At 64.8% G+C, this 24,255-nt stretch carries 20 protein-coding genes; 11 read left to right on the top strand and 9 right to left on the bottom strand.

Features of this window, described 5'->3' with window-relative positions:
• Positions 1-15 precede the first annotated feature (15 nt).
• Complete coding sequence (locus K359_RS0103850) at positions 16-1,779, bottom strand: ABC transporter ATP-binding protein (protein ID WP_029078170.1); 1,764 nt, start codon at positions 1,777-1,779, stop codon at positions 16-18.
• Positions 1,780-2,095: 316 nt separating this feature from the next.
• Between K359_RS0103850 and K359_RS0103855 the strand changes: the two genes are divergently transcribed.
• From K359_RS0103855 to K359_RS0103880, 6 genes are all read left to right on the top strand, one after another.
• The gene (locus tag K359_RS0103855) at positions 2,096-3,163 is read left to right on the top strand and encodes a glycosyltransferase family 4 protein (protein WP_029078171.1); all 1,068 of its coding nucleotides are present in this window, start codon (positions 2,096-2,098) and stop codon (positions 3,161-3,163) included.
• A 301-nt stretch (positions 3,164-3,464) separates the two neighbouring features.
• A complete protein-coding gene (locus K359_RS0103860; protein WP_029078172.1) occupies positions 3,465-4,718 on the top strand; it encodes an ABC transporter substrate-binding protein in 1,254 nt (417 codons plus the stop codon).
• Positions 4,719-4,734: 16 nt separating this feature from the next.
• The gene (locus K359_RS0103865; protein ID WP_029078173.1) at positions 4,735-5,604 is read left to right on the top strand and encodes a branched-chain amino acid ABC transporter permease; all 870 of its coding nucleotides are present in this window, start codon (positions 4,735-4,737) and stop codon (positions 5,602-5,604) included.
• Positions 5,604-6,590 carry a branched-chain amino acid ABC transporter permease gene (locus K359_RS0103870; RefSeq protein ID WP_029078174.1) on the top strand — a complete coding sequence of 329 codons (987 nt, stop codon included), beginning with the start codon at positions 5,604-5,606 and terminating at the stop codon, positions 6,588-6,590. Before K359_RS0103865 ends, K359_RS0103870 begins: the two co-directional genes overlap by 1 nt.
• 10 nt (positions 6,591-6,600) lie before the next feature.
• A complete protein-coding gene (locus K359_RS0103875; RefSeq protein ID WP_029078175.1) occupies positions 6,601-7,350 on the top strand; it encodes an ABC transporter ATP-binding protein in 750 nt (249 codons plus the stop codon).
• Positions 7,343-8,047 (top strand): ABC transporter ATP-binding protein, encoded by a 705-nt coding sequence (locus tag K359_RS0103880; RefSeq protein ID WP_029078176.1) that lies wholly within the window; start codon positions 7,343-7,345, stop codon positions 8,045-8,047. Before K359_RS0103875 ends, K359_RS0103880 begins: the two co-directional genes overlap by 8 nt.
• 143 nt (positions 8,048-8,190) lie before the next feature.
• Here the strand turns inward: K359_RS0103880 and K359_RS0103885 are convergent, their stop codons facing one another.
• Genes K359_RS0103885 through K359_RS0103895 form a run of 3 tightly spaced genes read right to left on the bottom strand, consistent with a single transcriptional unit; the run spans position 8,191 to position 13,295 of the window.
• Positions 8,191-10,134 carry an alkyl/aryl-sulfatase gene (locus K359_RS0103885; RefSeq protein ID WP_029078177.1) on the bottom strand — a complete coding sequence of 648 codons (1,944 nt, stop codon included), beginning with the start codon at positions 10,132-10,134 and terminating at the stop codon, positions 8,191-8,193.
• Between the two features lie 49 nt (positions 10,135-10,183).
• Positions 10,184-12,004, bottom strand: a complete 1,821-nt coding sequence (locus K359_RS0103890) for an NAD(P)/FAD-dependent oxidoreductase (RefSeq protein ID WP_029078178.1) — start codon at positions 12,002-12,004, stop codon at positions 10,184-10,186.
• Between the two features lie 46 nt (positions 12,005-12,050).
• Positions 12,051-13,295 (bottom strand): acyl-CoA dehydrogenase family protein, encoded by a 1,245-nt coding sequence (locus K359_RS0103895; RefSeq protein WP_029078179.1) that lies wholly within the window; start codon positions 13,293-13,295, stop codon positions 12,051-12,053.
• 104 nt (positions 13,296-13,399) lie between these two features.
• Between K359_RS0103895 and K359_RS0103900 the strand changes: the two genes are divergently transcribed.
• Together K359_RS0103900 and K359_RS50995 are read left to right on the top strand one after the other, a co-directional pair.
• Positions 13,400-14,188, top strand: coding sequence for an IclR family transcriptional regulator (locus K359_RS0103900; protein ID WP_029078180.1), 789 nt, complete (start codon positions 13,400-13,402; stop codon positions 14,186-14,188).
• A gap of 96 nt (positions 14,189-14,284) precedes the next feature.
• Positions 14,285-15,265 (top strand): tripartite tricarboxylate transporter substrate binding protein, encoded by a 981-nt coding sequence (locus K359_RS50995; RefSeq protein ID WP_051345966.1) that lies wholly within the window; start codon positions 14,285-14,287, stop codon positions 15,263-15,265.
• 54 nt (positions 15,266-15,319) lie between these two features.
• Here the strand turns inward: K359_RS50995 and K359_RS0103910 are convergent, their stop codons facing one another.
• From K359_RS0103910 to K359_RS0103930, 5 genes are all read right to left on the bottom strand, one after another.
• Positions 15,320-16,483 carry a GGDEF domain-containing protein gene (locus tag K359_RS0103910; protein ID WP_029078181.1) on the bottom strand — a complete coding sequence of 388 codons (1,164 nt, stop codon included), beginning with the start codon at positions 16,481-16,483 and terminating at the stop codon, positions 15,320-15,322.
• A gap of 123 nt (positions 16,484-16,606) precedes the next feature.
• The gene (locus K359_RS0103915) at positions 16,607-17,710 is read right to left on the bottom strand and encodes an ABC transporter ATP-binding protein (protein ID WP_029078182.1); all 1,104 of its coding nucleotides are present in this window, start codon (positions 17,708-17,710) and stop codon (positions 16,607-16,609) included.
• Positions 17,711-17,725: 15 nt separating this feature from the next.
• The gene (locus K359_RS0103920) at positions 17,726-18,763 is read right to left on the bottom strand and encodes an ABC transporter substrate-binding protein (protein WP_245284502.1); all 1,038 of its coding nucleotides are present in this window, start codon (positions 18,761-18,763) and stop codon (positions 17,726-17,728) included.
• Between the two features lie 25 nt (positions 18,764-18,788).
• Entirely contained in the window at positions 18,789-20,564 is a 1,776-nt protein-coding gene (locus tag K359_RS0103925) for an iron ABC transporter permease (protein ID WP_245284503.1), read from the bottom strand.
• Between the two features lie 524 nt (positions 20,565-21,088).
• Entirely contained in the window at positions 21,089-21,451 is a 363-nt protein-coding gene (locus K359_RS0103930) for a darcynin family protein (RefSeq protein WP_029078185.1), read from the bottom strand.
• 76 nt (positions 21,452-21,527) lie between these two features.
• On the opposite strand from K359_RS0103930, the gene K359_RS51000 reads away from it, so the two are divergent.
• The 3 genes from K359_RS51000 (at position 21,528) to K359_RS0103945 (ending at position 24,252) form a co-directional block, all read left to right on the top strand.
• A complete protein-coding gene (locus K359_RS51000) occupies positions 21,528-22,151 on the top strand; it encodes a TetR/AcrR family transcriptional regulator (protein ID WP_035976004.1) in 624 nt (207 codons plus the stop codon).
• A gap of 95 nt (positions 22,152-22,246) precedes the next feature.
• A complete protein-coding gene (locus K359_RS0103940) occupies positions 22,247-23,647 on the top strand; it encodes an MFS transporter (protein ID WP_029078186.1) in 1,401 nt (466 codons plus the stop codon).
• A gap of 155 nt (positions 23,648-23,802) precedes the next feature.
• A complete protein-coding gene (locus tag K359_RS0103945; RefSeq protein WP_029078187.1) occupies positions 23,803-24,252 on the top strand; it encodes a (2Fe-2S)-binding protein in 450 nt (149 codons plus the stop codon).
• Positions 24,253-24,255 lie beyond the last annotated feature (3 nt).

Raw genomic sequence — 24,255 nt, forward strand, 5'->3', positions numbered from 1 at the left:
CCTGATGACGCGGGGTCAGGCCGCGCTGGTGGAGAGGCGGCCCATTTCGCGCGCGACCAGGTCGCGGTAGGGGCCCCTTCCCTTCACGAGGATATCGGGCGGACCGTCCTCGACGATGCGGCCGCCCTGCAGCACGAGCACGCGGTCGAAGCTGCGCAGCGTCGCGAGGCGGTGCGCGATCGCCACCACCGTACGCCCGCGCATCAGCCGCGACAACGCCTCGCGGATCGCCTCCTCGGAATCCGCATCGAGCGCCGCGGTGGCTTCGTCGAGCAGCAGGATCGGCGCGTCCTTCAGGAAGGCGCGCGCGATCGCGATCCGCTGGCGCTGGCCGCCGGAGACCTTGACGCCGCGATCGCCGACGATGGTGTTCATGCCCTCGGGCAAGGTTTCGATGAAATCGCAGCGCGCCGCGATCGCCGCCCGCAGCACCTCGTCGTCTGTGGCATCCGGCCGGCCATAGCGGATGTTCTCCATGATGGAACGATGGAACAATGAGATGTCCTGCGGCACCACCGAGATCGCCGCGCGCAGGCTCTGCTGGGTGACGCGGGAGATGTCCTGGCCGTCGACCGTGATGTTGCCCTGCTCGACGTCGTAGAAGCGCTGCAGAAGGGTAAACAATGTTGACTTGCCGCCGCCGGACTGGCCGACCAGGCCGACGCGCTGGCCGGGCTGGATCCGCAGGCTGAAGCGCTCGAACACCTGAAGGCCGCCCGGATAGCGGAACCCGACGTTGTTGAAGGCGATCGCCGCGCCGCTCTTCACCAGCGCCTCGGCTTCTGGATGGTCCTTCAGCTCGTGCGGCTGCAGCAGCGTCGCCAGCGCCTCGGTGAGACGGGCGACATGCTGGGTGACGTCGACCAGCGCAACGGCGAGATCGCGGGTGGCGCTGAGGATCGAGATGCCGAGCGTACAGACCAGCACGACGTCGCCGGTGGTCGCCGCGCCCTGCTGCCAGAGCGAGAGAGCCCAAGCCAGCATCGCGATCGTCAGGATCACGGTCACGCCGGCGTGAAAAAGGCGAAGCTTCTCGAGATAGCGCAGGGAACGGCCGCGCGCGACGAGTTCCCGATTGACGGTCGCGTCGAAGCGGTCGTGCTCGTAGCCGAGGCCGCAGAACGCACGCACCAGCGGCAAATTGTTGATGACATCGACCATTTCGCCGTCGACGGCGGCGGCCCTGTTGGCGAAGTCGTCATGTAGCGGCCTGCCGGCGGCCGCCAAGCGGAACATGATCGCCACCATGGTTCCCGCGATCAGGATCAGCACCGCTGACATTGTCGCGCTGACGGTTCCAACCAGGGTGATCGCCGCGAAGGTCGCGATGCAAGGCGGCAACACGTTCCATACGAACATGTTCTCGACCGTGAACACCGCGTTCGACGTCGCCGTGATCCGGCTCGTCAGCATGCCCGGCAGCCGGTCCGTGAAATAGCTCGGCGCGTGGCCGGTGAGATGGCGGAACATGTCGCGGCGAAGGTCGCCGGTGACGCTGACAAAGGTGTAGCTCGCGGTCCAGCTCGCGATCCGCCACATGAAGTTGTCGGCGGCGATCAGCGACATGAGCAGAGCGAATGCCAGCCATACGCCATTCGCGGCCGACGGCCCCGCCGACAAGGCGTCGACCAGATTCTTCACGCCGTATTGCGTGCCTACCGAGCAGGCAACCGCCGCAACGACCGCCGACAGAATGACGACATGCGACGGGAGCCTTCGGCGCAGATAGCGCAGCACGAAGGGAAAGGGGCGATGCGCATAGCCTGACAGATGGTCCATGACGTCCTGCAAAACCTGTTGAGGGTGAACGAGAAATTTTTAGTCGAAACTCTCGTGCACGATGACGTGAAGAGCAGCGGCGGGATTCCTTGATGCAGCCATCACTGCGCGACAATTTTGCAACGCTGGCGTCGGCAAAAACGTGTTGGAGCGTGATGGCATCAGCAAGACCACAGTGTGATGGAAGAAAGAAGCGGGAATTCACCCACCCATAAGGAACCTCGCACGTGCGAGAACGTTCCCGTCTTCGGCATGTCAGTGCCATCACAGGGCTGAGGGGTCTGGTTCATCCCACTACAAAACAGGAGACGGAGAAATGCGCATCGCGCAGGTTGCCCCGCTGACGGAGGCTGTTCCCCCGAAACTCTACGGCGGCACCGAACGGGTCGTGCACTGGCTGACCGAAGAACTTGTAACACTTGGACATGACGTGACGTTGTTCGCCAGTGGCGATTCACAGACCTCCGCGAAGCTCGATGCGACCTGGCCGAAGGCACTGCGCCTCGACGGCTCCGTCCGCGATCCCAATGCGCTGCACATGGTGATGCTGGAACGCGTGCGGCAGAAAGCCGACGACGATGAATTCGACTTCCTGCACTTCCATCTCGACTATTACCCGTGGTCGTTGTTCGCGCGGCAGCCGACGCCGTTTGTCACCACGCTGCACGGCCGGCTCGACCTGCCGGAACACCAGCCCGTCTTCAACACCTTCTCCAAGATCCCGGTGATCTCGATCTCCAACGCGCAGCGGCGGCCGGTGCCGCAGGCGCATTGGGTGCGCACCATCCATCACGGCCTGCCCGAAAATTTGCTGACGCCGCAACCGGTCAAGCCATCCTATCTCGCCGTGCTCGGGCGCATCGCGCCGGAGAAAGGAGTCGATCGCGCGATCAAGATCGCAACCCGCTGCGGCATTCCGCTAAAGATCGCGGCCAAGGTCGATCGCGCCGACCAGGAATATTATGACGAGCTGATCAAGCCTTTGATCACGAGCAATCCGCTGGTCGAGTTCATCGGCGAGATCAGCGACCGCGAGAAACCGGATTTTCTCAGCGGCGCGATCGGGCTCCTGGTTCCGATCGATTGGCCCGAGCCGTTCGGCCTCGTGATGATCGAAGCCATGGCCTGCGGCACGCCGGTCATCGCCTATAACCGCGGCTCGGTGCCCGAGATCATCGAGGATGGCCTGACCGGCTTCATCGTCGAGGACGAGATCAGCGCTATCTCCTCCGTCGGCCGCCTTGCGACGCTCAATCGCGACGCGATCCGCAAGCAGTTCGAGACCCGCTTCACCGCGCGCCGGATGGCGCTGGACTATCTCGCCGCCTATCGCGGCCTGACGGAAGCCAAGCCGCGCTTCAAGCTGGTGTCGAGCGCGGAGTAGGAGTTGCAGCGGCCGATCGAATGATCCGGCGGGCCGGCCGGCACCACCGTGCCGGTCCGTCGGGTCATTCGATTGTCAATAATACCGTCGTAACCGGCAGCAACTCCCACGCAGCGACGCCATCCGACTGCGCGCGCCGCGCGATTGCTGCAACGCACCAGTCGTGACAGCTTTCCCCATGCGCTTGGCCGATATCGCCTTTGCGATTGCCGAATTACGTGCTCTTATGCTTCCTGCTTGAGCAAAAAATAATAAGCGAGCGGACGGGGCAACCGTGCCGCGGTCGCGCAGGGGGAACGCCATGACAGGGGACCGCAAGCCGTCGGCCATTAATAATGCCGCGCCGGCCAAAGCCTCGCAGAACAAGCTGAACCGCCGCAAATTCCTGGTCAAAACCGGCGGCGTGCTCGCTGCCGGCGCGTTCGGCGCCGTTCCACTGCGGGGCTGGGCCGCCGACCCGATCAATATCGGCGCGCTCTATCCGACCACCGGCAGCATGGCGCAGATCGGCACTGGCTGCGTCGCCGCGGCCAAGCTTGCGGTCGACATGGTCAACGAGGCCGGCGGCATCAAGTCGCTCGGCGGCGCCAAGCTCAACCTGATCGTCTCGGACGTGCAGAGCGACACCACGGTGACGCGCACCGAGACCGACCGCCTGATATCAGGCAACAAGCTGTCGGCGATCCATGGCTGCTACGCCAGCGCGCTGACCTTGATCGCGAGCGAGGTCTGCGAGCGCGCCAAGGTTCCGATCATCACCGGATCGAGCTCGGACCAGCTCAACAAGGGCCGCACCTACACCTTCACGCCATTCGCACGCGCCTCGCAATTCGCCAAGGCGCAGTTGCAGATGGCCAAGCTGGTCAGCGAGCAGGCCAAGGTCGCCGTCATCTTCGAGAACACCGCGTTCGGCACCTCGACCTCGAACGGGCTGAAGGAGCTGGCGCCGGGCGAAGGCGTCGAGATCGTGATGTTCGAGCCCTACTCGGCCGGCTTCACCGATGCGAGCCCGCTGATCAACAAGGTCAAGGCCTCCGGCGCCAACACGCTGTTCTCGCTGTCCTATCTCAACGACCTCATCCTGATCGTGCGCACCGTGAAGCAGGTCGGGCTCAACATCGCGATCAATGGCGGCTCCGGCGGCTTCGTGATGCCGGACTTCTACAAGAATGTCGGCAAGGCCGCCGAAGGCCTGCAAGGCGTCGCGCACTGGAACCACGATGTCAGCGACGATGCGCAGAAGGTCAACGTCGAGTTCAAGAAGCGCACCGGCGAATTCGCGTTCGAATATGCCGGCGGCCTGGTCGCACAGACCTTCATGCTGGCCGACGCGCTGGAGCGCGCGGCCTCCGCCGATCCCAAGAAGGTCCGCGAGGCGCTCTCGACGCTGGACGTCTCCTCGGGCTACGCCGCGATGGCGCCGGGCGGCAAGGTGAAGTTCGGCCCTGACGGCAAGAACGTCTATGGCCGTCCTGTCGGCGTGCAGTGGCAGAACGCCGACCTCGCCAGCATCTTCCCCAAGGAAGACGCCCGCGCCCCGCTGATCAAGACCTGAGCAGCGGTCGTATCGCATGTGGGAGACACTGGCCCAGGCCGTGATCAACGGCCTGCTCATCGGCGGCATCTACGCGCTTGTCAGCATCGGCGTCACGCTGATCTTCGGCGTGGTCAAGATCGTCAATTTCGCCCAGGGCGAGTTCGTGATGATCGGGATGTATATCTCGTTCTTCCTCGCCACCCAGTTCGGCGTCGATCCGCTGGTCTCGCTCGTGGTCTCGATGCCGGTTCTGTTCCTCGCCGGCGTCCTGATCCAGCACTTCCTGATCCGCAGGGTGCTTGGGCCGAACGACATGCCGCAGATCTTCCTGACCTTCGCGCTGTCGCTGTTGCTGCTCAATCTCTCGCTGATGCTCTTCACCGCGAATTACCGTACGGTCCATACGTCCTATTCGGATGAAGCGTTCCACATCGGCGGGCTCTACATCCCGGTGGCAAAACTGATCGCCTTTGCGGTCGCGATGGCGCTGAGCGGCCTGCTCTGGGTCTTCCTGCACACCACCGACCTCGGCCGCGCGATGCGCGCAGCGTCGCAGAACCGCGACGTCGCGATGCTGATGGGGATCAATCCCAACCGGGTGTTCGCGGTTGCGTTCGGCACTGCGCTGGCGCTCGCCGGTGCGGCCGGCTCGCTGCTGATGCCGTTCTATTCGGCCTATCCATTCGTCGGCCAGGTGTTCGTGCTGATGGCATTCGTCGCGGTCGTGATGGGCACGCTCGGCAATGTGATGGGCGCGCTGGTCGCAAGCCTGATGATGGGCGTGGCGGAATCGCTCGGCATCCAGTTCGTCGGCGCCGATTCCGGCCTGATCGTGGTGTTCGCGCTGCTGCTGCTGACGCTCGCCTTCAGGCCGAGCGGCCTCGGTGCCAGGAGGGGCCGCTGATGCAAAAGTCAGGCAACATGAAATGGCTGTGGCTGGCGGTCGGTGCCGTCGTCATGATCGCCCTGCCCCAGCTCGTGACCTCGTCGTTTGCGATCGACATCTTCATCCGCATTCTGCTGTTCTCATTCATCGGCGTCGCCTGGAACCTGATGGGCGGCTATGCCAAGCAGCTGTCGCTCGGGCACGCCGCCTATTTCGGGCTCGGCGCCTACACCTCGACCATCATGCAGGTGAACTACGGCATCTCGCCCTGGATCGGGATGATCGCGGGCGGCGTGGTGGCGATGCTCGCAAGCCTGCCGATCGGCTGGCTCTGCTTCCGCCTGCGCGGACCCTACTTCACCATCGCGACCATCGCGACCGCCCAGGTGCTGATGCTGATCTTCCTGAAGTTCCGCGACTTCGCCTGGGGTGCCGAAGGCACCACGATCCCGAACCTCGGCAGCGCGCCGCTGATGATGCAGTTCGAGGAGAAGTCGTCCTATTACTATGTCGTGCTCGGGCTGCTCGTCATCGGCCTCTGGATCACCCACCTGATCGAAAAGTCCTGGATCGGCTACTACCTCGTCGCGATCGGCGAGGACGAGGACGCGGCCGAGGCGATCGGCGTCAACGCGCCGAAGGTCAAGCGCGACATCTACATGATCAGCGCGTTCCTGACCGCGCTCGCCGGCACCTTCTACACCCAGTACATCTACTTCATCGATCCCGCGACCGCGTTCTCCTTCAGCGTCTCGATCGAAGCGGCGCTGGTGTCGATCGTCGGCGGCATCGGCACGCTGTGGGGTCCGGTGATCGGCACCGTGCTGCTGGAAACCACCTCGGCACTGCTGCAGAGCTGGCTCGGCAGCTCGGTGGGCGGCATCCAGCTCACGGTCTACAGCCTGATCCTGATGGCCGTGATCCTGTGGCGGCCGACCGGGCTGATCGGATTCGCGACCGACGTCTATCACCGCACCATCCGGCGCAAGCCGGCGCGCGCCTGAGGTCGTTGCGATGGCAGAAGCACTGGTCATCAAGGGTCTCAGCAAGCGCTTCGGCGGCCTGCGCGCGGTGCAGGACGTCAGCTTCACGGTGCAGGAGAACGAGACGGTCGCGCTGATCGGGCCGAACGGCGCCGGCAAGACCACGAGCTTTCATTTGATCACGGGATTTCACCGGCCGGACTCCGGCTCGGTGCTCGCCTTCGGTCAGGAGGTCGTGGGCCTCAAGCCGCATGACGTCTGCGCCCTCGGCCTTGCCCGCACCTTCCAGGTGGCAAAGCCATTCGGCGCGATGACGGTGCTGGCCAATGTGATGACCGGGGCCTTCCTGCGCGACCGGCATGTCGCTGCCGCACGCAACAAGGCGCTGGAGGCGATCGAGTTCGTCGGCCTCGGCGCCAAGGAGCAGACGCCGGCCAAGGACCTCACCACAATCGACCAGCGCCGGCTGGAGATGGCGCGCGCGCTGGCAACGCAGCCGAAGATCCTGCTGCTCGACGAGGTGATGGCCGGGCTCAACCCGGCCGAGATCGACCAGGCAGTCGCGCTGGTGAAGAAGCTTTCCGCCAGCGGCCTGACCATCGTGATCGTCGAGCACGTGATGCGCGCGATCATGGCGGTGGCGCGCCACATCGTGGTGCTCGACCACGGCCAGAAGATCGCCGAGGGCGCGCCGAAGGAGATCGTGGAGAATCCGGAAGTGATCCGCGCCTATCTCGGCTCCTACGTGCACCCGCCGGCGCAGGGAGACGCCCATGCTTGAGCTCTCCCGCGTCAGCGCCAGCTACGGCTCGGTCCCCGCCATCACCGACGTCAGCATCTCGATCGGCGAGGGCGAAGCCGTCGGCCTGCTCGGCGCCAACGGCGCCGGCAAGAGCACGACGCTGCGCGCCGTCTCCGGCCTCGTCAAACTGTTCGCCGGCAAGGTGACGTTCGATGGCGTCGATCTCGCAACCCTGCCGCCCTACCGGATCCCCGAGCTCGGCATCGCGCATGTCCCGGAGGGACGCCAGGTGTTCCCGGAAATGACGGTGCAGGAAAACCTCGAGATCGGCGCCTATACGCCCAAAGCCAAGGCGGACCGCGCGCGCACAATGGAGCTGGTCTACAGCATCTTCCCGCGGCTCGCCGACCGCAAGAAACAGCTCGCCGGCACGATGAGCGGCGGCGAGCAGCAGATGCTCGCGGTCGGCCGCGGCCTGATGCTGAAGCCGCGCCTGCTCATGCTGGACGAGCCTTCGCTCGGCCTGGCACCCGTGATGACCGACGTGACCTTCGAGAAGATCGGCGAGATCCACAAGATGGGCACGGCGATCCTGCTGGTCGAGCAGAATGTCAGCCGCGCGCTGTCGCTGGTGCAGCGCGCCTATGTGCTGGAAAGCGGCAACGTGATCATGCAGGGCACCAGCGCCGAGCTCGCCAACAACAAGCAGGTGCAGGCGGCGTATCTGGGGATTTGAGCGCGCATTTATCGACCCGTCATCCTGAGGAGCGCGCTCTTGCGCGCGTCTCGAAGGATGCACGGCCACCAGCCGGGCCGTCGACCCTTCGAGACGCGCTTTGCGCTCCTCAGGGTGACGGTCGACGTTTTTAGTGTGCGGCCCTAAGTCACCACCGTCCGCTTCGGCTCGACGATCTCGAACATCCGCGGGAATTCGTCCATCAGCGCCATCAACTCATCGAGCCGCGACGGATCACCCGCCGCCTTGATCTTGCCGGCGCCAACCGCCTCCGGGAACGTGGTCAGCTTGGCGATCGCCTCGTCCAGCACGCTGCGCGCCAGCGTAAAACTGGCGTGCGCATCTTCTGCCTGCGCGCCTTTGACGTAGGTCAGCGCTGAATTCTCGAGGTTGAGCACAAACGTCTCGCCCGTATCCGTAAAACTCCAGTTCAGCACGATGCGCTTGCCTTCGGCCTGGGGGCCGTTGAGGCGGATGCCGAGCACGTCCCAGAGCTGCTCGGTGCGCAGCGCAGCCAGCGTCTCGCGCGGCATCGGCGAGCGCGGCGGCGCCTTCGGCATGCCCTGCCGCAGCTCCTGCGCACCGAACAGATAGGCGTTGCGCCAGGTCGAGCTTTCCGCGGCGTAGCCGAGCTGCTCGAACGTATCGGCCAGCAATGCGCGGGCCGCCTGATTATCCGGTTCGGCGAACACCAGATGGCTGACGGCCTGCGCCACGAAGCGGAATTCACCCTTGGCGAAATCGGCCGCGGCGCGCTTCAGGATCGCGTCGGCGCCGCCCATATACTCGACATACTTCTTCCCGGCCTCGACCGGCGGCAAGGAATCGAGATTGACCGGATTGGCGTCGTACCAGCCGAGATATTTTTGGTAGATCGCCTTCACGTTGTGCCTGATGTGGCCGTAGTAGCCGCGGCCGTGCCAGGCGCCTTCGAGGCTCGAGGGCAGCCGGATCGTCTCGGCAATCTCGGCTGCGTTGAGCCCGTGGTTCATCAGCCGGATGGTCTGGTCATGCGCGTATTTGTAGAGATCGCGCTGCTGCCGGATCATGGTGTCGATCCGCTCCCGCCCCCACACCGGCCAATGATGCTGGCCGCACATCGCTTCCGCCTTGCCGCCCCACATCTGCAGCGCCTCGCCGAGATATTTCGACCAGGCCAGCGCATCGCGCACATCGGCGCCGCGGAACGGCAGCAGATTGTGGAAATTATGCGTGCAGTTCTCGGCGAGGTTCAGCAGCTTGTAGCGCGGGATGAAGAAATGCATCTCCGCCGGCGCCTCGCTGTTCGGCGCCATCTGGAATTCGAGCGCGACGCCGTCGATGATGCGCGTATCGCCGGTCGCGATGATCAAATCGGTCGGCCGCAGCAGCGCCACGCCGCCCGCCGCCATGGTCTTGCCGAGGCCGCAATCGACCTGGCCGCGGACGCCCTTGGCGAGGAACGGCCCGAACTGGTACTGCGCGCGGCGCAGCATTGCCGGACCCGCGATGATGTTCTCGGAGACCGCGTGCTCCATGAAGAAGTTCGGCGCGATAATCGGCACGCCCGCCGCCAGCATGTCGTCGTCGAGCACGCCGCGCGCACCGCCCCAATGATCGGTGTGGGTGTGGGTGAAGATCACGGCGGCGACCGGCCGTTTGCCGCGATGCTGGAAGTACAGCTCCATCGCGGCGCGTGCGCCCTCGATCGAGGTCAGCGTGTCGACCACGGTGACGCCCTTGTCGCCCTCGATCAGCGTCATGTTGGCGATGTCGAGCCCGCGCACCTGGTAGACGCCCGGCACCACCTCGTACAGGCCGTGATGCATATTGAGCCGCGACTGCCGCCACAGGCTCGGATCGACGGTCGCAGGCGCCTTCTCGTCGGTGAGGAAGCCGTAAGGCTCAAGGCTCCAGACCACCCTGCCCTGGGCCGAGGAGACGCGCGCGTTCTCGATGGTGCCGAGGAAGCCGCGCGCGGCGTCGTCGAAATCCCTGGTGTCGGCGAACGGCAACGCCTTCAGCGTCGCCTCGTGTTGCGCGATGACGGACGCGGAGGCTGGCTTCGGAAGTCCGTGCGACATTTCGGCGGCGGTTGTCTGGGTCATCCTCAAGCACTCCCTTGACTGGCGGAAATCGGTCTCGATCGCGCTTCACTCAGCGGAATTGCACGCCTTCGAACTGGCCGCTGTTGCGCCAGCCGTCGATGTATTTGAAGTAGGCCAACGCGCCCGAGGGATGGCCGACATTGAGCTTGGCAGCTGGACCCGGCTCGCGGCCCTCGTTGTTGTAGTAGCCGGGTGTGCAATCGGGTCCGCCGATCATCCGGCCGACGCTGGTCAACAGCAGCTCGACCCAGCGATCCTCAGCCTCTTTGCTGACTTCGATCTCCTTGAAGCCGTTATCTTTGGCATGGCCGACCATCAAGGCGATGGTGCGCGCCGCTTCGGTCAGATTGTGCGGCACGTTGGAGATCAGATTGGCGCCCTGCGTCGGCTGCACGAAGAAGACGTTCGGAAAGCCATGCACGTGGATGCCGTGCTTGGTGCGCATGCCCTCGGCCCAATGCTCCGACAGCTTGATGCCGTCGCGGCCGGTCAGATCGAAGCCCGCGCGCCTGCGGTATTCGGTCCCGACCTCGAATCCCGACGCGTAGATGATGCAGTCGAGCGCGTATTCCTTGCCCGCGACGACGATCCCGTTCTCGGTGATCTCCTCGACGCCCTTGCCGTCGGTATCGACCAGATGCGTGCCCGGCGTGTTGAAGGCCTGAAGATAGGCGTCGTGGAAACATGGCCGCTTGCAGAGCTGGCCGTACCAGGCCTTGAGGTTCTTGGCCGTCTCGCGGTCGCCGACGATGGTGTCGACCCGGTTGCGGATTTCCTCCATCTTTTCGAAGTCGGAATCCTCGAAGGCAGCCCGCATGTTCTCCAGGGTCCTCTGCTCGCGCGGCAGCAGCATGACCTTGGCGCGGATCCGCTTCGACAGATCGGTCCAGCCGTCCTGCACCAGATCTTCCTCGGCCGATCCGCCGGCCTGGTTGGCGGTGAAATTCTCCAGCCAGCGTTGTTGCCAGCCCGGCGTCGCGATATCGGCAAACCAGTCGGGATCGATCGGGCCGTTGCCGCGCACGTCGACCGACGATGGCGTGCGCTGGAACACGTAGAACTCCTTGCAGGCGCGCGCGAGGTACGGAATGCACTGCACCGACGTTGCGCCGGTGCCGATGATCCCGACGCGCTTGTCGGCAAGCTTCGTCATCGGTGCGCCCTTGGGATCGCCGCCGGTGTAATCGTAATCCCAGCGGCTGGTGTGGAACGAGTGGCCCTTGAAGCGATCGATGCCGGGAATGCCGGGCAGCTTCGGCACATGCAGCGGCCCAGTGCCGATGCCGACATACTGCGCGGTGAAAACGTCGCCCCTGGTGGTGCGGACGATCCAGCGCGATTGCGCCGCATCCCAATCGAGGCTCGTCACCTCGGTGTGAAACAGCGCATTGTCGTAGAGATTGAACTGCCGGCCGATCCGCTGGCAATGCGCGAGGATTTCGGGCGCGTGCGCGTATTTCTCCGACGGCATGTGGCCGGTCTCTTCCAAGAGCGGCATGTAGACCATCGAGGCCGTGTCGCATTGTGCGCCGGGATATCGGTTCCAGTACCAGGTGCCGCCGAAATCGCCGCCCTTCTCGACAATGCGGACATCCTTGACACCGGCCTCGGTCAGCCGCGCCGCGGTGGCGAGCCCGGCAAAGCCGCCGCCGATGAAGGCGAAGGTGACGTGATCGGTCTTCGGCGCACGCTCTGCGACCGGCGTGTAGGGATCGTCGAGATAGTGCGCGAGCTGGCCCTTGATCTGGAGATACTGGTCATTGCCGTCGGGACGCAGCCGCTTGTTGCGCTCCTCCTGATATTTCAGGCGCAGCAGCTCCTTATCGATCGCGGAGGGTTTTGCGTCGCGGGCTTGCTCGGTCATCGTCATCGGAAAGCGCCTCTTTCAGGAAATTCGGTGGACACTGTAGCGCCGCTCAGGCGGGATGTGCAGCAAGATAGGGCGAGCTGGCGATCGACCATTCCGGCATCGGCTCCATCCGGAAGATCTGCCGCAGATGCACCTCGTCCGGCCCGTCGCCGATCCGCAGCAGCCGCCCCCACGCCAGCGCCTGGTGGATCGGCGTGTCGTCGGAGCCGCCCATCGCGCCGAACACCTGCATCGCGCGGTCGGCGATCTTCTGCAGCATCGCGGGCACCGCGACCTTGATCAGCGAGACGTCGCGCCAGGCGCCGTGATGGCCGGCCCGATCCAGCCGCCAGGCGCAGCGCCAGGCAAGTAACCGCGCCTGCTCCAGCTCGACGCGGGCTTCGGCGATCCAGCGTTGCACGGTATCGTACTGGATCACCGTGCGGCCGAACGCGCTGCGCTCCGCGGCGCGCGCCATCATCAGCTCGATCAGCAGCTCGCAAAGCCCGATCGAGCGCATGCAATGGTGGATACGCGCCGGCCCGAGCCGGGTCTGCGCGACCTTGAAACCCTCGCCTTCGGCGCCGAGCAGATTCTCCGCAGGCACCCGGACATTGTCGAACACCAGCTCGCCGATCGGGGCTGTATGATCTTCGCAGCCCATCCAGCGCAGCCGCCGCACCAGCCGCACGCCCGGTGCATCCATCGGCACGATAATGCAGGAATGCCGGCTGGTGCGCTCGGCGCCGGCATCGGTCACACCCATCACGATCAGGAAGCTGCAGCGCGGATGCGCGGCACCGGTGATGAACCACTTCCGGCCGTTGATGATGTAGTGATCGCCGTCGCGGACCATCCGCGTTGCGATGTTGGTGGCATCGGACGAAGCGACATCGGGCTCGGTCATGCCGAAGGCGGAGCGGGTCTCGGCGTTGAGCAGCGGATGCAGCCAGCGCTGCTTCTGCTCCGGCGTCGCGCAGGCCTGCAACGCGATCATGTTCGGCACATCGGGCGCCTGGCAGTTGAACACCTCCGGCGCCCAGAACAGCCGCCCCATGATCTCCGCCAGCGGCGCGTAGTCGAGATTGGAGAGACGCGTGCCCGGCTCATCGGTGGCGAGCTCGGGCAGGCCGAGATTCCACAGGCCCGCCGCGCGCGCCTTCTGCTGCAGCTCGGCCATGAACGGCGGCGTGTCGCTGTGCTCGCGGACGTGGTCGAGCCAGGCGCGGTGGCGCGGCAGCACCTCCTTATCGAAGAAGGCCGATAGATTTTGTCGCCACTGCTCCGACTGTTCGGACAGATCGAAATCCATGCCGCCTCCCGTCCTTTTGGCCGGAAGATAAGGCTATATCGAAACGATTTGCAAATCCATTTCGATATATTGACATTCCAGAGCATTTAAGACCATTATTTCGCATGGCGGCATTGTCCTCGCTCGAACCCCAAGCGGATCCCTCCTTTGCGACCACCCTGGCGCATGGGCTCGATGTGTTGGCCGCCTTCCGCAACCACACAGGTCCGCTCTCGAATGCCGAGCTGGCCGAGCACACCGGCCTGTCGCGGCCGACGGTCTCGCGCCTGACCTACACGCTGGAGCAGCTCGGCTATCTCAGGCGCGACGCCAAGGGCCGCTTCGTGCTCGGGCTCGGCGTGCTCGCGGCGGCCTATCCGGTGCTGTCGTCGCTGAAGGTCCGCCAGCTCGCGCGCCCCCTGATGCGTGACTTCGCCGCCTACACCGGCGGCACGGTGTCGATCGCGATGCCGTTCGGGCTCGACTTCATCTATGTCGAAACGCTGCGCACGACCGACGCGGTGCCGCACGTGCCTGATGTCGGCTTTGTCTCCTCGCTGGCGCCGACCGCGGTCGGGCGCGCGCTGCTGTCGCTGTTCACCAAGGACGAACTTGACGCCTATGTCGCCCGCGTGAAGGCCGAACGCCCCGAAGAGCTCGACTATGTCGAACGGCGCACGCTGCCGGACATCGCGCTCTGCAACGAGCGCGGCTTCGCGGTCTCGCTCGGCGAATGGCGGCGCGAGATTTTCGGCGTCGCCGCGCCGCTCTATCGCACGCCCACCGGCGAATGCCTGTCGGTCAATTGCGGCATCCCCTCGTTCCGCTTCAGCGCCGAGCAGATCGAGCGCGAATGCGGGCCGCGCATCCTCGGGCTCGCCCGCAGCATCCGCTCGCTGGTGGCCAATAGCTAGAGGCATGATCCGGAAAAGTGTGAAGCGGTTTTCCGATAAGATCATGCCCAACAAGACGCATCGCACCAACGATGCGGGAGACATCGGGAGGGAGAGATGCGCGGCATCACAACCGCCATGGCCTTGCTTGCGGCCATGATCGCGGCGGCATCCGGCAGCACGGCGGCTTGGGCGCAGGACAATTATCCGAGCCGGCCGATCCACATCATCGTGCCCTACCCTGCTGGCGGCATCGTCGACATCGTCGCGCGCGCGGTGACCGAGCAGGTCGGCCGCGACTGGAAGCAGACCGTCGTGGTGGAGGCGCGGCCCGGCGGCAACAGCAATATCGGCACATCGGCGGTCGCACGCAGCGAGGCGGATGGCTACACCTGGATCGTCACCGGCCCGGCGCTGCTGGTCAACCCGGACCTCTACAAGGATGCCGGCTGGAACGCGGCAAAGGATTTTCGGTGCGTCGGCCTTGCGGTCTGGAATCAGAGCGTAGCGCTGGTGCATCCGTCGATGCCGGCGAAGACCATCGGCGAGTTCGTCGAACTGGCCCGCAAGCAGCCCGGACAGTTCAACTTCGGCAATCCCGGCACGGGCTCATCGATCGACCTTAGCGCACAGAAGCTGTTTCAGGTGGCGGGCATCAAGCTGACCAATGTCGGTTACAAGGGCCAGCCGCAGGCCCTGATCGACCTGATGACGAACCTGATGCATTTCGAGATCGTCTCGCTCGAGCTTGCGCTGCCGCACATCAAGGCCGGCAGCGTCAAGCCGCTCGCGGTCTTCACCGACAGGCGCGTGCCCGACCTGCCCGATGTCCCGACCATCGCGGAAGCCGGGTTCGCGGAAGCTGCCTACGTGCCCTGGTACGGCATCTACGTGCCGGCGGCGACGCCGGCGCCGCTGCGTGCCAAGATCAATGCGGCCATCAACAAGGCATTGCAGAACCCCGACGTGCAGCGCCAGCTGTCGCTCGCCAACATTCCGGGCAAGCCGATGTCGCTCGATGAACTTGCCGAACTGATGAAGGCCGACCAGCAAAAGCTGACGACCGTGATCAAGACCGCGGGAATGGCGCTGCAATAGATCCTGGTTTGCATCATTCCGCGATGATCCGAATGCGCCTGGCCTTCGGCGACGTCAGGCGGCGCGCTGGCGGCTGCGATCGCCATTCGCGCGTGCCGGCTCGGCCGCGAAGACGTAGCCGCCGCGACGCTCCTTCGCCCGATACAGCGCCGCGTCGGACCGGGACAGCAGCGCCTCGACGGTCCTGCCGTGGTCCGGCGACAGGGCAATGCCGATGCTGGCCCCGATGACGATCTCATGATCGCCGACCCGATAGGGCGCGCTGACCATCTCGTATATCCGCTGCGCCATGGCTTCGGCATCGCCGCGGGACTGCGGCGCCCCCTGCAGCAGAATGAATTCGTCGCCGCCCATGCGGATCACGAGATCGGATCGGCCGGCAAGCGACGACAATCTTGCCGCCACCTGCCGCAGCAGGGCATCGCCGACCGGATGACCAAAGCGGTCATTGGCGGCTTTGAAATGATCGAGGTCGATGGCATGGACCGCGACCATCGCGCTGCCGCGTTCTACGATGATCTCGGCAAGGTCGGTGGCAAGCACCGACCGGTTGAGCAGGCCGGTCATGGGGTCGAGACGCGCAAGCTGTTCGAACTTCCGCTTCAGCGACATCTGGTTCAGCGTATTGTCGTAGGACAGGCGAACCATCTCGACGCCCGCGACGATGAAGACCAGGAACATGACGCCCAGCGCGATATGCGGCACATCCGATGCTTTCATGAAGCTCGCAACGACCGCAGGCAGACCCACCGCCGCGAAATCCAGGATCGCCACCACCGGCCGCAACGACAGCCGCGCGACGGTCCCCGCGCTGAAGCCAAAGGCGATGCCGACCGCCATCACTAGGCAGATGGCGTCGCCGACGAACAGGCTCCGGCCGGCCAATAACCCGATGATCAGGGCGGTGGCGACGCTACCGACCGCGTAACGCCATTCCCAGACGGCGGCCTCGGCCCGATCAAGCAGCGGCCTGCGACGCGTTTCGGTCCGGAATGCAAGCACGCCGAGCAACCGTACGACAGCGACGACAACGCCAACGATCGTCGGTGCCGCGGAGAGGCGGTCCCCGGTCGCGCTGACCGAGATCGCGCCGACAATCGCCAGGCAACCGCCTGCAATCAGGATCGGAACCGTGGTCCCGTAAAGATTGCCGATAACCTCCAGATAGACGGCATCGGAGATCGATGCAGCGCCAGACTTGAATCTCCCGAACGGCATGGTCTCCCCCGATACGACCGGCAGCATACCGGAAGGACGTAAAAGTACCGGGGTCCAGGTCGCTAAAATTGAATCGACTTCAGCGCATTCAGGATGCGTTAACTCCATCCGACCGGGGCGCCATTAGTCATGCGATGCCGGCCCGTTGTCGCGATAGGCCCACAGGCATTCACGCGGCAGCGCGACCTGTGCCTCGACGCCGACCTGATGGCGCGCGGCGGTGCCGAGCTCGATGGCCTCCAGCCGTTTGCCGAACAGCTCGATGCCGTAGGCGGTCTGGGTGCCCTGATAGCGACGGTCCAGCACCTTTGCCGAGAACGTGTTGGCGCCATCGGGGCGGCCGATCGCGATATTCTCGGGCCGCAGCGCGACGCGGACCTTCTCGTCGGGTTTCAGCGTCTGGCATAGGGCGACCTCCCCTTGCCTGCCGTCGCCGAAATCGACCATGCCGTAGCGGTCGTTGCAGGCGACCAGCGTGCCCGCGAGCTCGTTGGTCGCGCCGGTGAAATTGGCGACGAACAGATCGGCCGGGTGGTTGTAGATCATGTCGGGCGTGTCCATTTGCAACAGCTTGCCGTCGCGCATCACGCCGATCCGGTCGCCGAGCACGACCGCCTCGGCCTGATCATGGGTGACATAGAGCGCGGTCATCCCGGTCTGCTTGAGAATGACGCGGAGGTCGTCGCGCAGCCGCAGGCGCAATTTCGCATCGAGGTTCGACAGCGGCTCGTCGAGCAGCAGAAGTTGCGGTCGGTACACCATGCTGCGCGCGAGCGCGACGCGCTGCATCTGGCCTCCCGACAGCGCAACCACCGGCCGGTCGGCATACTCGGACAGTCCGACCAGCGCCAGCGCCTCCTCGACCATGCGCCCGGCGTCAGCACGCCCGATCTTCCGATGCTTCAGCGGATAGATCACGTTCTGCCGCACAGTCATATGCGGCCACACCGCATAGGACTGGAACACCATGCCGAGGTTGCGCGCGCGCGGCGGCACAAGGATGCCGCGCGCCGGCGACGACACCACCCGCCCGGAAATGCTGATCTCGCCGCCGGTTGGATGCTCGAGCCCGGCGACGCAGCGCAACGTCGTGGTCTTGCCGCAGCCGGACGGCCCGAGCAGCACCACGATCTCGCCTGCCGGCACGGCAAAGCTGACGCCGTCGATCGCCGGGCGGCCGATCGCAAACTGCTTCCTGAGATCGCTGACCTCGAGCGTCGCCGTCATCGCTTCACCATCAGCTTACTGCCGGTAACCGAACGTCTTGTCCCACTCCGCAACCCACGCCGCGTGCAGCTTCACATAGTCGTCGAACTTCGGATACCAGAGCTTGACCACCTTGGGATCGAACCCCTCCGGAAACGCCGGCGGCTCCTTCAACGAAGTGAGATTGCCGAGCTCCTTGATCATGAAGGTCTGCCCTTCCTTCGACAGGCACCAGTTCAGGAACAGCTTTGCCGCGTTGGGATGGGCGGCCGTCTTCGGAATGCCGCTCGCATAGGGATTGACCGGAGCGCCTTCGGGCGGAAAGAAAATCTCGATCGGCGCGCCGTCCTTCTTCTTTTGATAGATCACGTTGTAGAGCAGCGGAGCTATCGCGATCTCGCCACGCACCAGGGCATCGGCCGTCGGCGCGCCGGAGGGATAAAGCACGGGATGGGTCGCGGCCTGCCTGGCCCAGTACCCCTCGCCGAGCACCTGGCGCTCGAACATGATCCGGGTCCACGTCGTGCCGCCGGACTGCGCGAACACCTGCCCGATCAGCTTGTCATATTGCGGCTTGGTCAGATCCATCCAGGATTTCGGCGGATCCTTCACCAGCTCGGTGTTGTAGCCGATCGACCAGGCGATGGTGGCGCGGGGCCAATATTTTGGCGAGATCAGCGCGTGCGGATCGTAATCGGCCGCGTTCGGCGGCGCATAGTCCTGGAACAAGTCTTCCAGCGGCTGCATCAGCGCGCGGTCGGAGTGGTCGACGACATCGGCGATCAGCTTGCCGGCGGCGGCCTCCGTCTTCACACGGGTGATCAGCTGGCCGCCGGGGGCGCGCACCATCTCGACCTTGATCTCCGGAAAGCGCTTGTTGAACGCCTTGATCACCTGCTGCTCGATCTCGGCGAAGTTCGCGGTGTAGAAGACGAGCTTGCCTTCGGCCTTCGCGGCTGCGATCAATTCCGGCGACCCGAACTCCTGCGCCGATGCGGCCGGCGCCGGCGCGAATGTCGCGACGCCCGCCAAGGCGAGTATAGTGGCCAGTGTGGTGAAGGTCCGTCTATCCATCGCCAATCCTTCCCTCTTCTTGTTATTATCCGGTCCGCGCCACATTGCCCTGTGCGGCACCGCGCGACAGCCAGTTGGCGCCGCCGATCAGGACACCGAGCAGCACCGTCTGCACCAGGCTGAAGGCCGCGGTCTTTCCGATATTGCCGCCCTCGTAATAGTCGAGCAGCAGCACCGACATCACCATGGTGTTGCTGGTGTAAAGGAACAGCGACGAGCCGAGCTCGCGGATCGCCAGCACGAACAGCAGCGTCATCGACGCCAGCACGCCCGGCCGCGCCAGCGGCAGCACGATCGTCCTGATGGTACCGAGCATGCCCCGGCCGCAGACCCAGGCGGCCTCCTCGAGCTCGCGATGGATCTGCAGGAACGAGGTCGACAGCGCCTTCACGGTGTCGGGCATGAAGCGCGCGATGAAGGCCAGCGCGAGAATCCAGATCGTGCCGTAGAGCCCGCCGGGCACGCCGATCCAGGCCCAGAGATAGGCGACGCCGACCACGAGCCCGGGGATCGCGACCGGCACTGTCGAGATCAGATCGATGGCGCTGCGGCCGCTGACGCGGGTGCGATGGATGGTGTAGCCGATCGCAAAGGCGAGCGCGCCGCCGACCACCGCCGTGATGACGCCGACCTCGACCGCGTTGTAGATCGACCGCATCGTCAGCGGATTGTCGAAGATGCTCTCGAAATGCACCAGCGAATACTGCCGCATGTCGAACAGGCTCGCGGCGTCGCGGATGAACATGAACTTGCGGAACGCCGCGACGATCAGCGCCAGCGACGGCAGCACCACGACGATGAGGAGATAGCCGATCCCGAGCGCGAAGGTCAGCCAGCGCCACGGCCCGAGATCGAGGCTGCGCGGCCGGAACGCCTTGCCCGCCACGGTCGTGTAGCTGCGTCCGCTCAGCAATTTCTGCTGGAGATAGACCAGGAGGCCCGTGACCACCATCAGGATGATCGCCACGGCGGCTGCGGTGTTGTAGAGCGGCGGCGACCAGTTGGTGAGCTTGAAGATGTAGGTCGTGAGCACGTTCAGGTTGGTCGGCGCGCCGAGCACGGCGGGAATGCCGTAGATGCCGAGCATCACGATGAACGACAGCAGCATGCCCGAGACGATCGCCGGCATGATCAGCGGGAACGTCACCGTGAACAAAGTGGCGAACGCGCTGGCGCCGGAGATTTCCGCGGCCTCCTCCAGGCTCGGGTCCATGTTGCGCAGCGCCGAGGAGGTGAACATGTAGACATAGGGCGCGTAGTAGATGCCGAACACGAACACCAGGCCCCACATCGAATAGAGATCGATGCGCAGGTCGGAGCCCATCCACTTGAACATCGTGTTGATCAGCCCGGTCTTTGGCGAGCCGAGGATGGCCCAGGCCACGCCGGCGACCAGCGGCGGCGCAAACAGCGGCAGGATGCTGGCCGCGGCGATGAAGCCCTTGAAAGGCGTGTTGGTGCGGACCACGATCCAGGAGAACAACAGCCCGATCGCGACCGCGATCACGGTGCCGCCGCCGCAGGCGATCAGCGTGTTGAGCAGCGCTTCGGCGACGTTCGGATTGGCGAGCACGGCGAGGAAATTGGCGATCGACAGATGGCTCAGGCTGAGACGGATGCCGTCGACCACCGGATTGGTGTCGGTGAGCGCGCCGAGCAGCAGCATGAAAACGGGATAGATCACCAGGAAGGTGAGGATCGCCAGCAGTGCTGCGACCCAAAGGCCGGTGAATGCGCGGCGCCGAGTTCCCTCGCCGGCGCTTCGCATGGCATCGCTGCGCCCGTCGGCCTGTCCGTGCAATGCGCGCGTCCCCTCTTGCGGCGCGATCTGACGTCGCGCCTGCTTGCATACCAAGCGTAGTCGATCGCGACTGTGACGCAAGCTATCCGAAAGTCGTCTCGGCGCGATTCTGTGACGCAGCGCGGGACACGAATTGAATGTTTGGACGCCGCTGCTATCAGTCCCGTCATCCCCGCGCAAAGGCTCCGCCTTTGTGCGGGGATGACGGGTCGGTTTGATTCACCTGTCAAACGGCTAGTTCGGTGTCATCACCCGCGAAAGCGGGTGATCCAGTATTCCAGAGACGTCGGTGATTGAGCCGATGGGCCGCGGCGTACTGGATCGCCCGGTCGAGCCGGGCGATGACAATGTGGGCCATAGCTTCGCATTCTCGCGACATGATTTGTCCGAGGTTTGCTTCTCGTTTCACCCTCTCTCGATCAGAGAGATAATTCTGAAAAAGCGAAGAAACTTCACCGCAAGAGCGCCCTCGGCCGCACCCTGCCGACGCGCCGGCCCGAAACGATCCGGGCCGGCGTTCGGCTCTAGGCGAGATAATTGCCTTCGAGCGCCGGCATGATGTCGAGCACTTCGAAGTAATGATCCCAAAACCTCGTCTCGCGCAAATGGTCGCAGAACCAGGCCCAGGCCGAGAGGTCGCTTGTTTCACAGATCATGACGTCGGTCGCCCTGGTCGAGAAGGCCTCCGGCTCGAACCAGCGCACCCTCAGCTCGGGACGGCGCCGGAGCAGCGGAATGACCTCCTCGTGCAGGAAGGCGAGGCGCTGCTCGGTCTTCAGATCGAGCCAGTGCCGCGTGGTCTTGACCATGACGAAGATGTGAAAATTGTGCGGATCGTCCGCGTGCTCGGGAAGCACGGGGGACGACGTCGTTTGCGGTGTGACCATTGATCAGTTCTCCTTTCACGTTCATAATGTGAGCAATTACTCATATTCTGCAACTCGCGTTCAGGAGCGACTCTCAATGCCGGCGAAGCGGCGCATAAAGGCCCGAAAACAGCCGCTGCAGCAGCGTTCGCGGGAAACCGTGGCGGTCATTCTGGAAGCGGCGGCTCGCGTTTTGGAGCAACGCGGGCTCGAGGGTTACAACACCAATGCGGTGGCCGAGCGCGGCGGGATCAGCGTCGGCTCGGTCTACCAGTACTTTCCCAACAAGGACGCGCTGACGCTGGCTTTGATCGGCCGGTTCGAGGACGCGCTGCTGGCCAAGGTGCGGGACGCGGTCGCAGCGTCCGAGGGCAGGAGCCTGACCGCGTCGCTCAACCTCATCATTCGCGCTCAGCTCGAGGCGCATGCCGAGCGAGCCGGGCTCAACCGCATCCTGGAGACCGAGGAGGATCGCCTGCGCCCGGCGTCATCAGACTCTTCGGCGGCCAGCGAATTGAAGGAGTTGGTCGCCGCCCTGCTCGCCCGGCACCGTCGCGAGATCGCAAGGCCCGTCGACGACGAAATCATCGAGGACCTGATCGTGATCAGCCGCGCCATGGTCGACCATGCCCTGCAGCAGGACCTGTCAAATGCCGCCGCGAACCGCCGGGTCCTGCGCGCGATCGAGGGTTATCTGTTCGGGCCGCACCGGGACCACTGACCGCGCCCGGCCGCTTCGCATACGCATCATGCAGCGGCGCGGCTGGGGAACGGGGTGCCGGCGTAGTACATGGCGCCCCGGAGACATTGTCAGGCATGCTCGAAAAGACCCCCACCACCGGCGCGGCTGCGGCGCCTATCACCGATGGATTGCCGTGGGAAACCCGACGCTGGGCGGTGGCGGCGATCTTCACGGCGCTGGCGATGGCCTCACTCGATACCGCGATCGCCAACATCGCGCTGCCCGCGATCGCCAACGATCTGCATGTCAGCCCCGCCGAGGTGGTATGGGTCGTCAACGTCTATCAGATCGCCCTGGTCGCGACGCTGCTGCCGCTCGGCGCGCTCGGCGAAATTGTCGGCCATCAGCGCATCTATCTCGGCGGCCTCCTGCTGTTCACGTTGGCATCCCTCGGCTGCGCTCTGGCGTGGTCGCTGCCGAGCCTGTTGGTCGCGCGCACCTTGCAGGGGCTCGGCGCCAGCGGCCTGATGAGCGTCAACACCGCGCTGGTGCGCTTCGTTTATCCGAGCCGGATGCTCGGCCGCGGCTTCGGCCACAATGCGCTCGTCGTCGCGACCGCGTTTACGTTGGGACCAACGATCGCGTCGGGAATCCTCGCTGTCGGTCCATGGCCCTGGCTGTTCGCCGTCAACATTCCCTTCGGCATCACAGCCTTGCTGATCGGCATGAAGACGCTGCCCAAGACACCGCGCGCCACCCACGCCTTCGACTTCGCCGGCGCCGCGCTGGCCTGCGCCTGCCTCGGCCTCTTCATCATCGGCATCGGCAGCGCCGCCCACAAGACGGCGCCTGCGCTTGTCATCGCCGAGCTTGTCGGCGCGATCCTGTTCGGCTGGATCCTGACCCGGCGGCATGCCGATCATCCGGCGCCGATGCTGCCGATCGACCTGTTTCGCCGGCCGATCTTCGCGCTGTCGGCCGCGACCGCCGTCTGCTCGTTTGCTGTGCAGGGCCTCGCCTTCGTCTCGCTGCCGTTCTACTTCGAGGACATACTGCACCGCTCGCAGGTCGAGACCGGCTTTTTCATGACGCCGTGGCCGCTGGTGGTTGCCTTCATGGCGCCGATCGGCGGCCGGCTGTCCGACCGCTATCCGGCCGGCATCCTCGGCGGCATCGGCATGCTGCTGCTCGGGCTTGGCATGGTGCTGCTCGCGACCCTGCCGGGAGAGCCCAGCGTCGCCAACATCGTCTGGCGCACGATGATCTGCGGCATCGGCTTCGGTTTCTTCCAGACCCCGAACATGAAGGCGATCATGTCGAGCGCCCCGTCACATCGCAGCGGCAGCGCCAGCGGCATTGTCGCGACCGCGCGGCTGACCGGGCAGACCACCGGCGCCGCACTCGCCGCACTCTGCTTCGCACTGGCCGACCGCGAGGGCGCCATCGTCGCGCTGGCACTCGGTGCCGGATTTGCCGCGCTCGGCAGTGTCATGAGTTTCCTGCGTTTGGTAGTCGCCTCACCGCAAAAGACATGACAGCCATGTTGCGCGCGCGGGGCGCGCGACCAAACACCACGTCATCAACTTTCTTCCGCGTTGCGAGCGCATTTTCTTGATTTGAACCGTTCCAGTTTCAAGGCCACCATCGCGCCGCAGTCCAATCGGTGGATTGGACTATTCAGGGAAAAGCGATGGCAAATCTCAAAATAAACGGCAAAACAATCAACGTAGACGTCGAGGACGACACGCCACTGCTGTGGGCGATTCGCGAGAATGTCGGACTGACCGGGACCAAATACGGCTGCGGCATTGCACAGTGCGGCGCCTGCACCGTTCACATCGACGGCGTCGCGATGCGCTCCTGCGGCGTCACGGTGAGCGAAGCCGCCGGCAAGGACATCACCACCATCGAGGGCCTCGCGGCGGGCGGCGTGATGCACAAGGTTCAGCTCGCCTGGATCGCCGACGACGTGCCGCAATGCGGCTATTGCCAGAGCGGCATGATCATGGCCGTGGCGGCGCTGCTGAAGGAGAACCCGAAGCCGACCGACGACGACATCAACGACGCCATCACCAATATCTGCCGCTGCGGCACCTTCCAGCAGGTGCGCGAGGCGATTCATGCTGCCGCGAACGCATGAGGA

The organism is Bradyrhizobium sp. th-b2, from assembly GCF_000426785.1.
GTDB lineage: Bacteria > Pseudomonadota > Alphaproteobacteria > Rhizobiales > Xanthobacteraceae > Bradyrhizobium > Bradyrhizobium septentrionale.

What these genes read in the sequence shown, in the direction of transcription:
- K359_RS0103940 (WP_029078186.1), top strand. Translation starts at nt 22,247, where the DNA reads ATGCTCGAAAAGACCCCCACCACCGGCGCGGCTGCGGCGCCTATCACC.
- K359_RS0103900 (WP_029078180.1), top strand. Translation starts at nt 13,400, where the DNA reads ATGGCGGCATTGTCCTCGCTCGAACCCCAAGCGGATCCCTCCTTTGCG.
- K359_RS0103880 (WP_029078176.1), top strand. Translation starts at nt 7,343, where the DNA reads ATGCTTGAGCTCTCCCGCGTCAGCGCCAGCTACGGCTCGGTCCCCGCC.
- K359_RS0103850 (WP_029078170.1), bottom strand. Translation starts at nt 1,779, where the DNA reads ATGGACCATCTGTCAGGCTATGCGCATCGCCCCTTTCCCTTCGTGCTG.
- K359_RS0103910 (WP_029078181.1), bottom strand. Translation starts at nt 16,483, where the DNA reads ATGCCGTTCGGGAGATTCAAGTCTGGCGCTGCATCGATCTCCGATGCC.
- K359_RS0103855 (WP_029078171.1), top strand. Translation starts at nt 2,096, where the DNA reads ATGCGCATCGCGCAGGTTGCCCCGCTGACGGAGGCTGTTCCCCCGAAA.
- K359_RS51000 (WP_035976004.1), top strand. Translation starts at nt 21,528, where the DNA reads ATGCCGGCGAAGCGGCGCATAAAGGCCCGAAAACAGCCGCTGCAGCAG.
- K359_RS0103920 (WP_245284502.1), bottom strand. Translation starts at nt 18,763, where the DNA reads ATGGATAGACGGACCTTCACCACACTGGCCACTATACTCGCCTTGGCG.
- K359_RS0103870 (WP_029078174.1), top strand. Translation starts at nt 5,604, where the DNA reads ATGCAAAAGTCAGGCAACATGAAATGGCTGTGGCTGGCGGTCGGTGCC.
- K359_RS0103885 (WP_029078177.1), bottom strand. Translation starts at nt 10,134, where the DNA reads ATGACCCAGACAACCGCCGCCGAAATGTCGCACGGACTTCCGAAGCCA.
- K359_RS0103895 (WP_029078179.1), bottom strand. Translation starts at nt 13,295, where the DNA reads ATGGATTTCGATCTGTCCGAACAGTCGGAGCAGTGGCGACAAAATCTA.
- K359_RS0103945 (WP_029078187.1), top strand. Translation starts at nt 23,803, where the DNA reads ATGGCAAATCTCAAAATAAACGGCAAAACAATCAACGTAGACGTCGAG.
- K359_RS0103860 (WP_029078172.1), top strand. Translation starts at nt 3,465, where the DNA reads ATGACAGGGGACCGCAAGCCGTCGGCCATTAATAATGCCGCGCCGGCC.
- K359_RS0103890 (WP_029078178.1), bottom strand. Translation starts at nt 12,004, where the DNA reads ATGACGATGACCGAGCAAGCCCGCGACGCAAAACCCTCCGCGATCGAT.
- K359_RS0103875 (WP_029078175.1), top strand. Translation starts at nt 6,601, where the DNA reads ATGGCAGAAGCACTGGTCATCAAGGGTCTCAGCAAGCGCTTCGGCGGC.
- K359_RS50995 (WP_051345966.1), top strand. Translation starts at nt 14,285, where the DNA reads ATGCGCGGCATCACAACCGCCATGGCCTTGCTTGCGGCCATGATCGCG.
- K359_RS0103915 (WP_029078182.1), bottom strand. Translation starts at nt 17,710, where the DNA reads ATGACGGCGACGCTCGAGGTCAGCGATCTCAGGAAGCAGTTTGCGATC.
- K359_RS0103865 (WP_029078173.1), top strand. Translation starts at nt 4,735, where the DNA reads ATGTGGGAGACACTGGCCCAGGCCGTGATCAACGGCCTGCTCATCGGC.
- K359_RS0103930 (WP_029078185.1), bottom strand. Translation starts at nt 21,451, where the DNA reads ATGGTCACACCGCAAACGACGTCGTCCCCCGTGCTTCCCGAGCACGCG.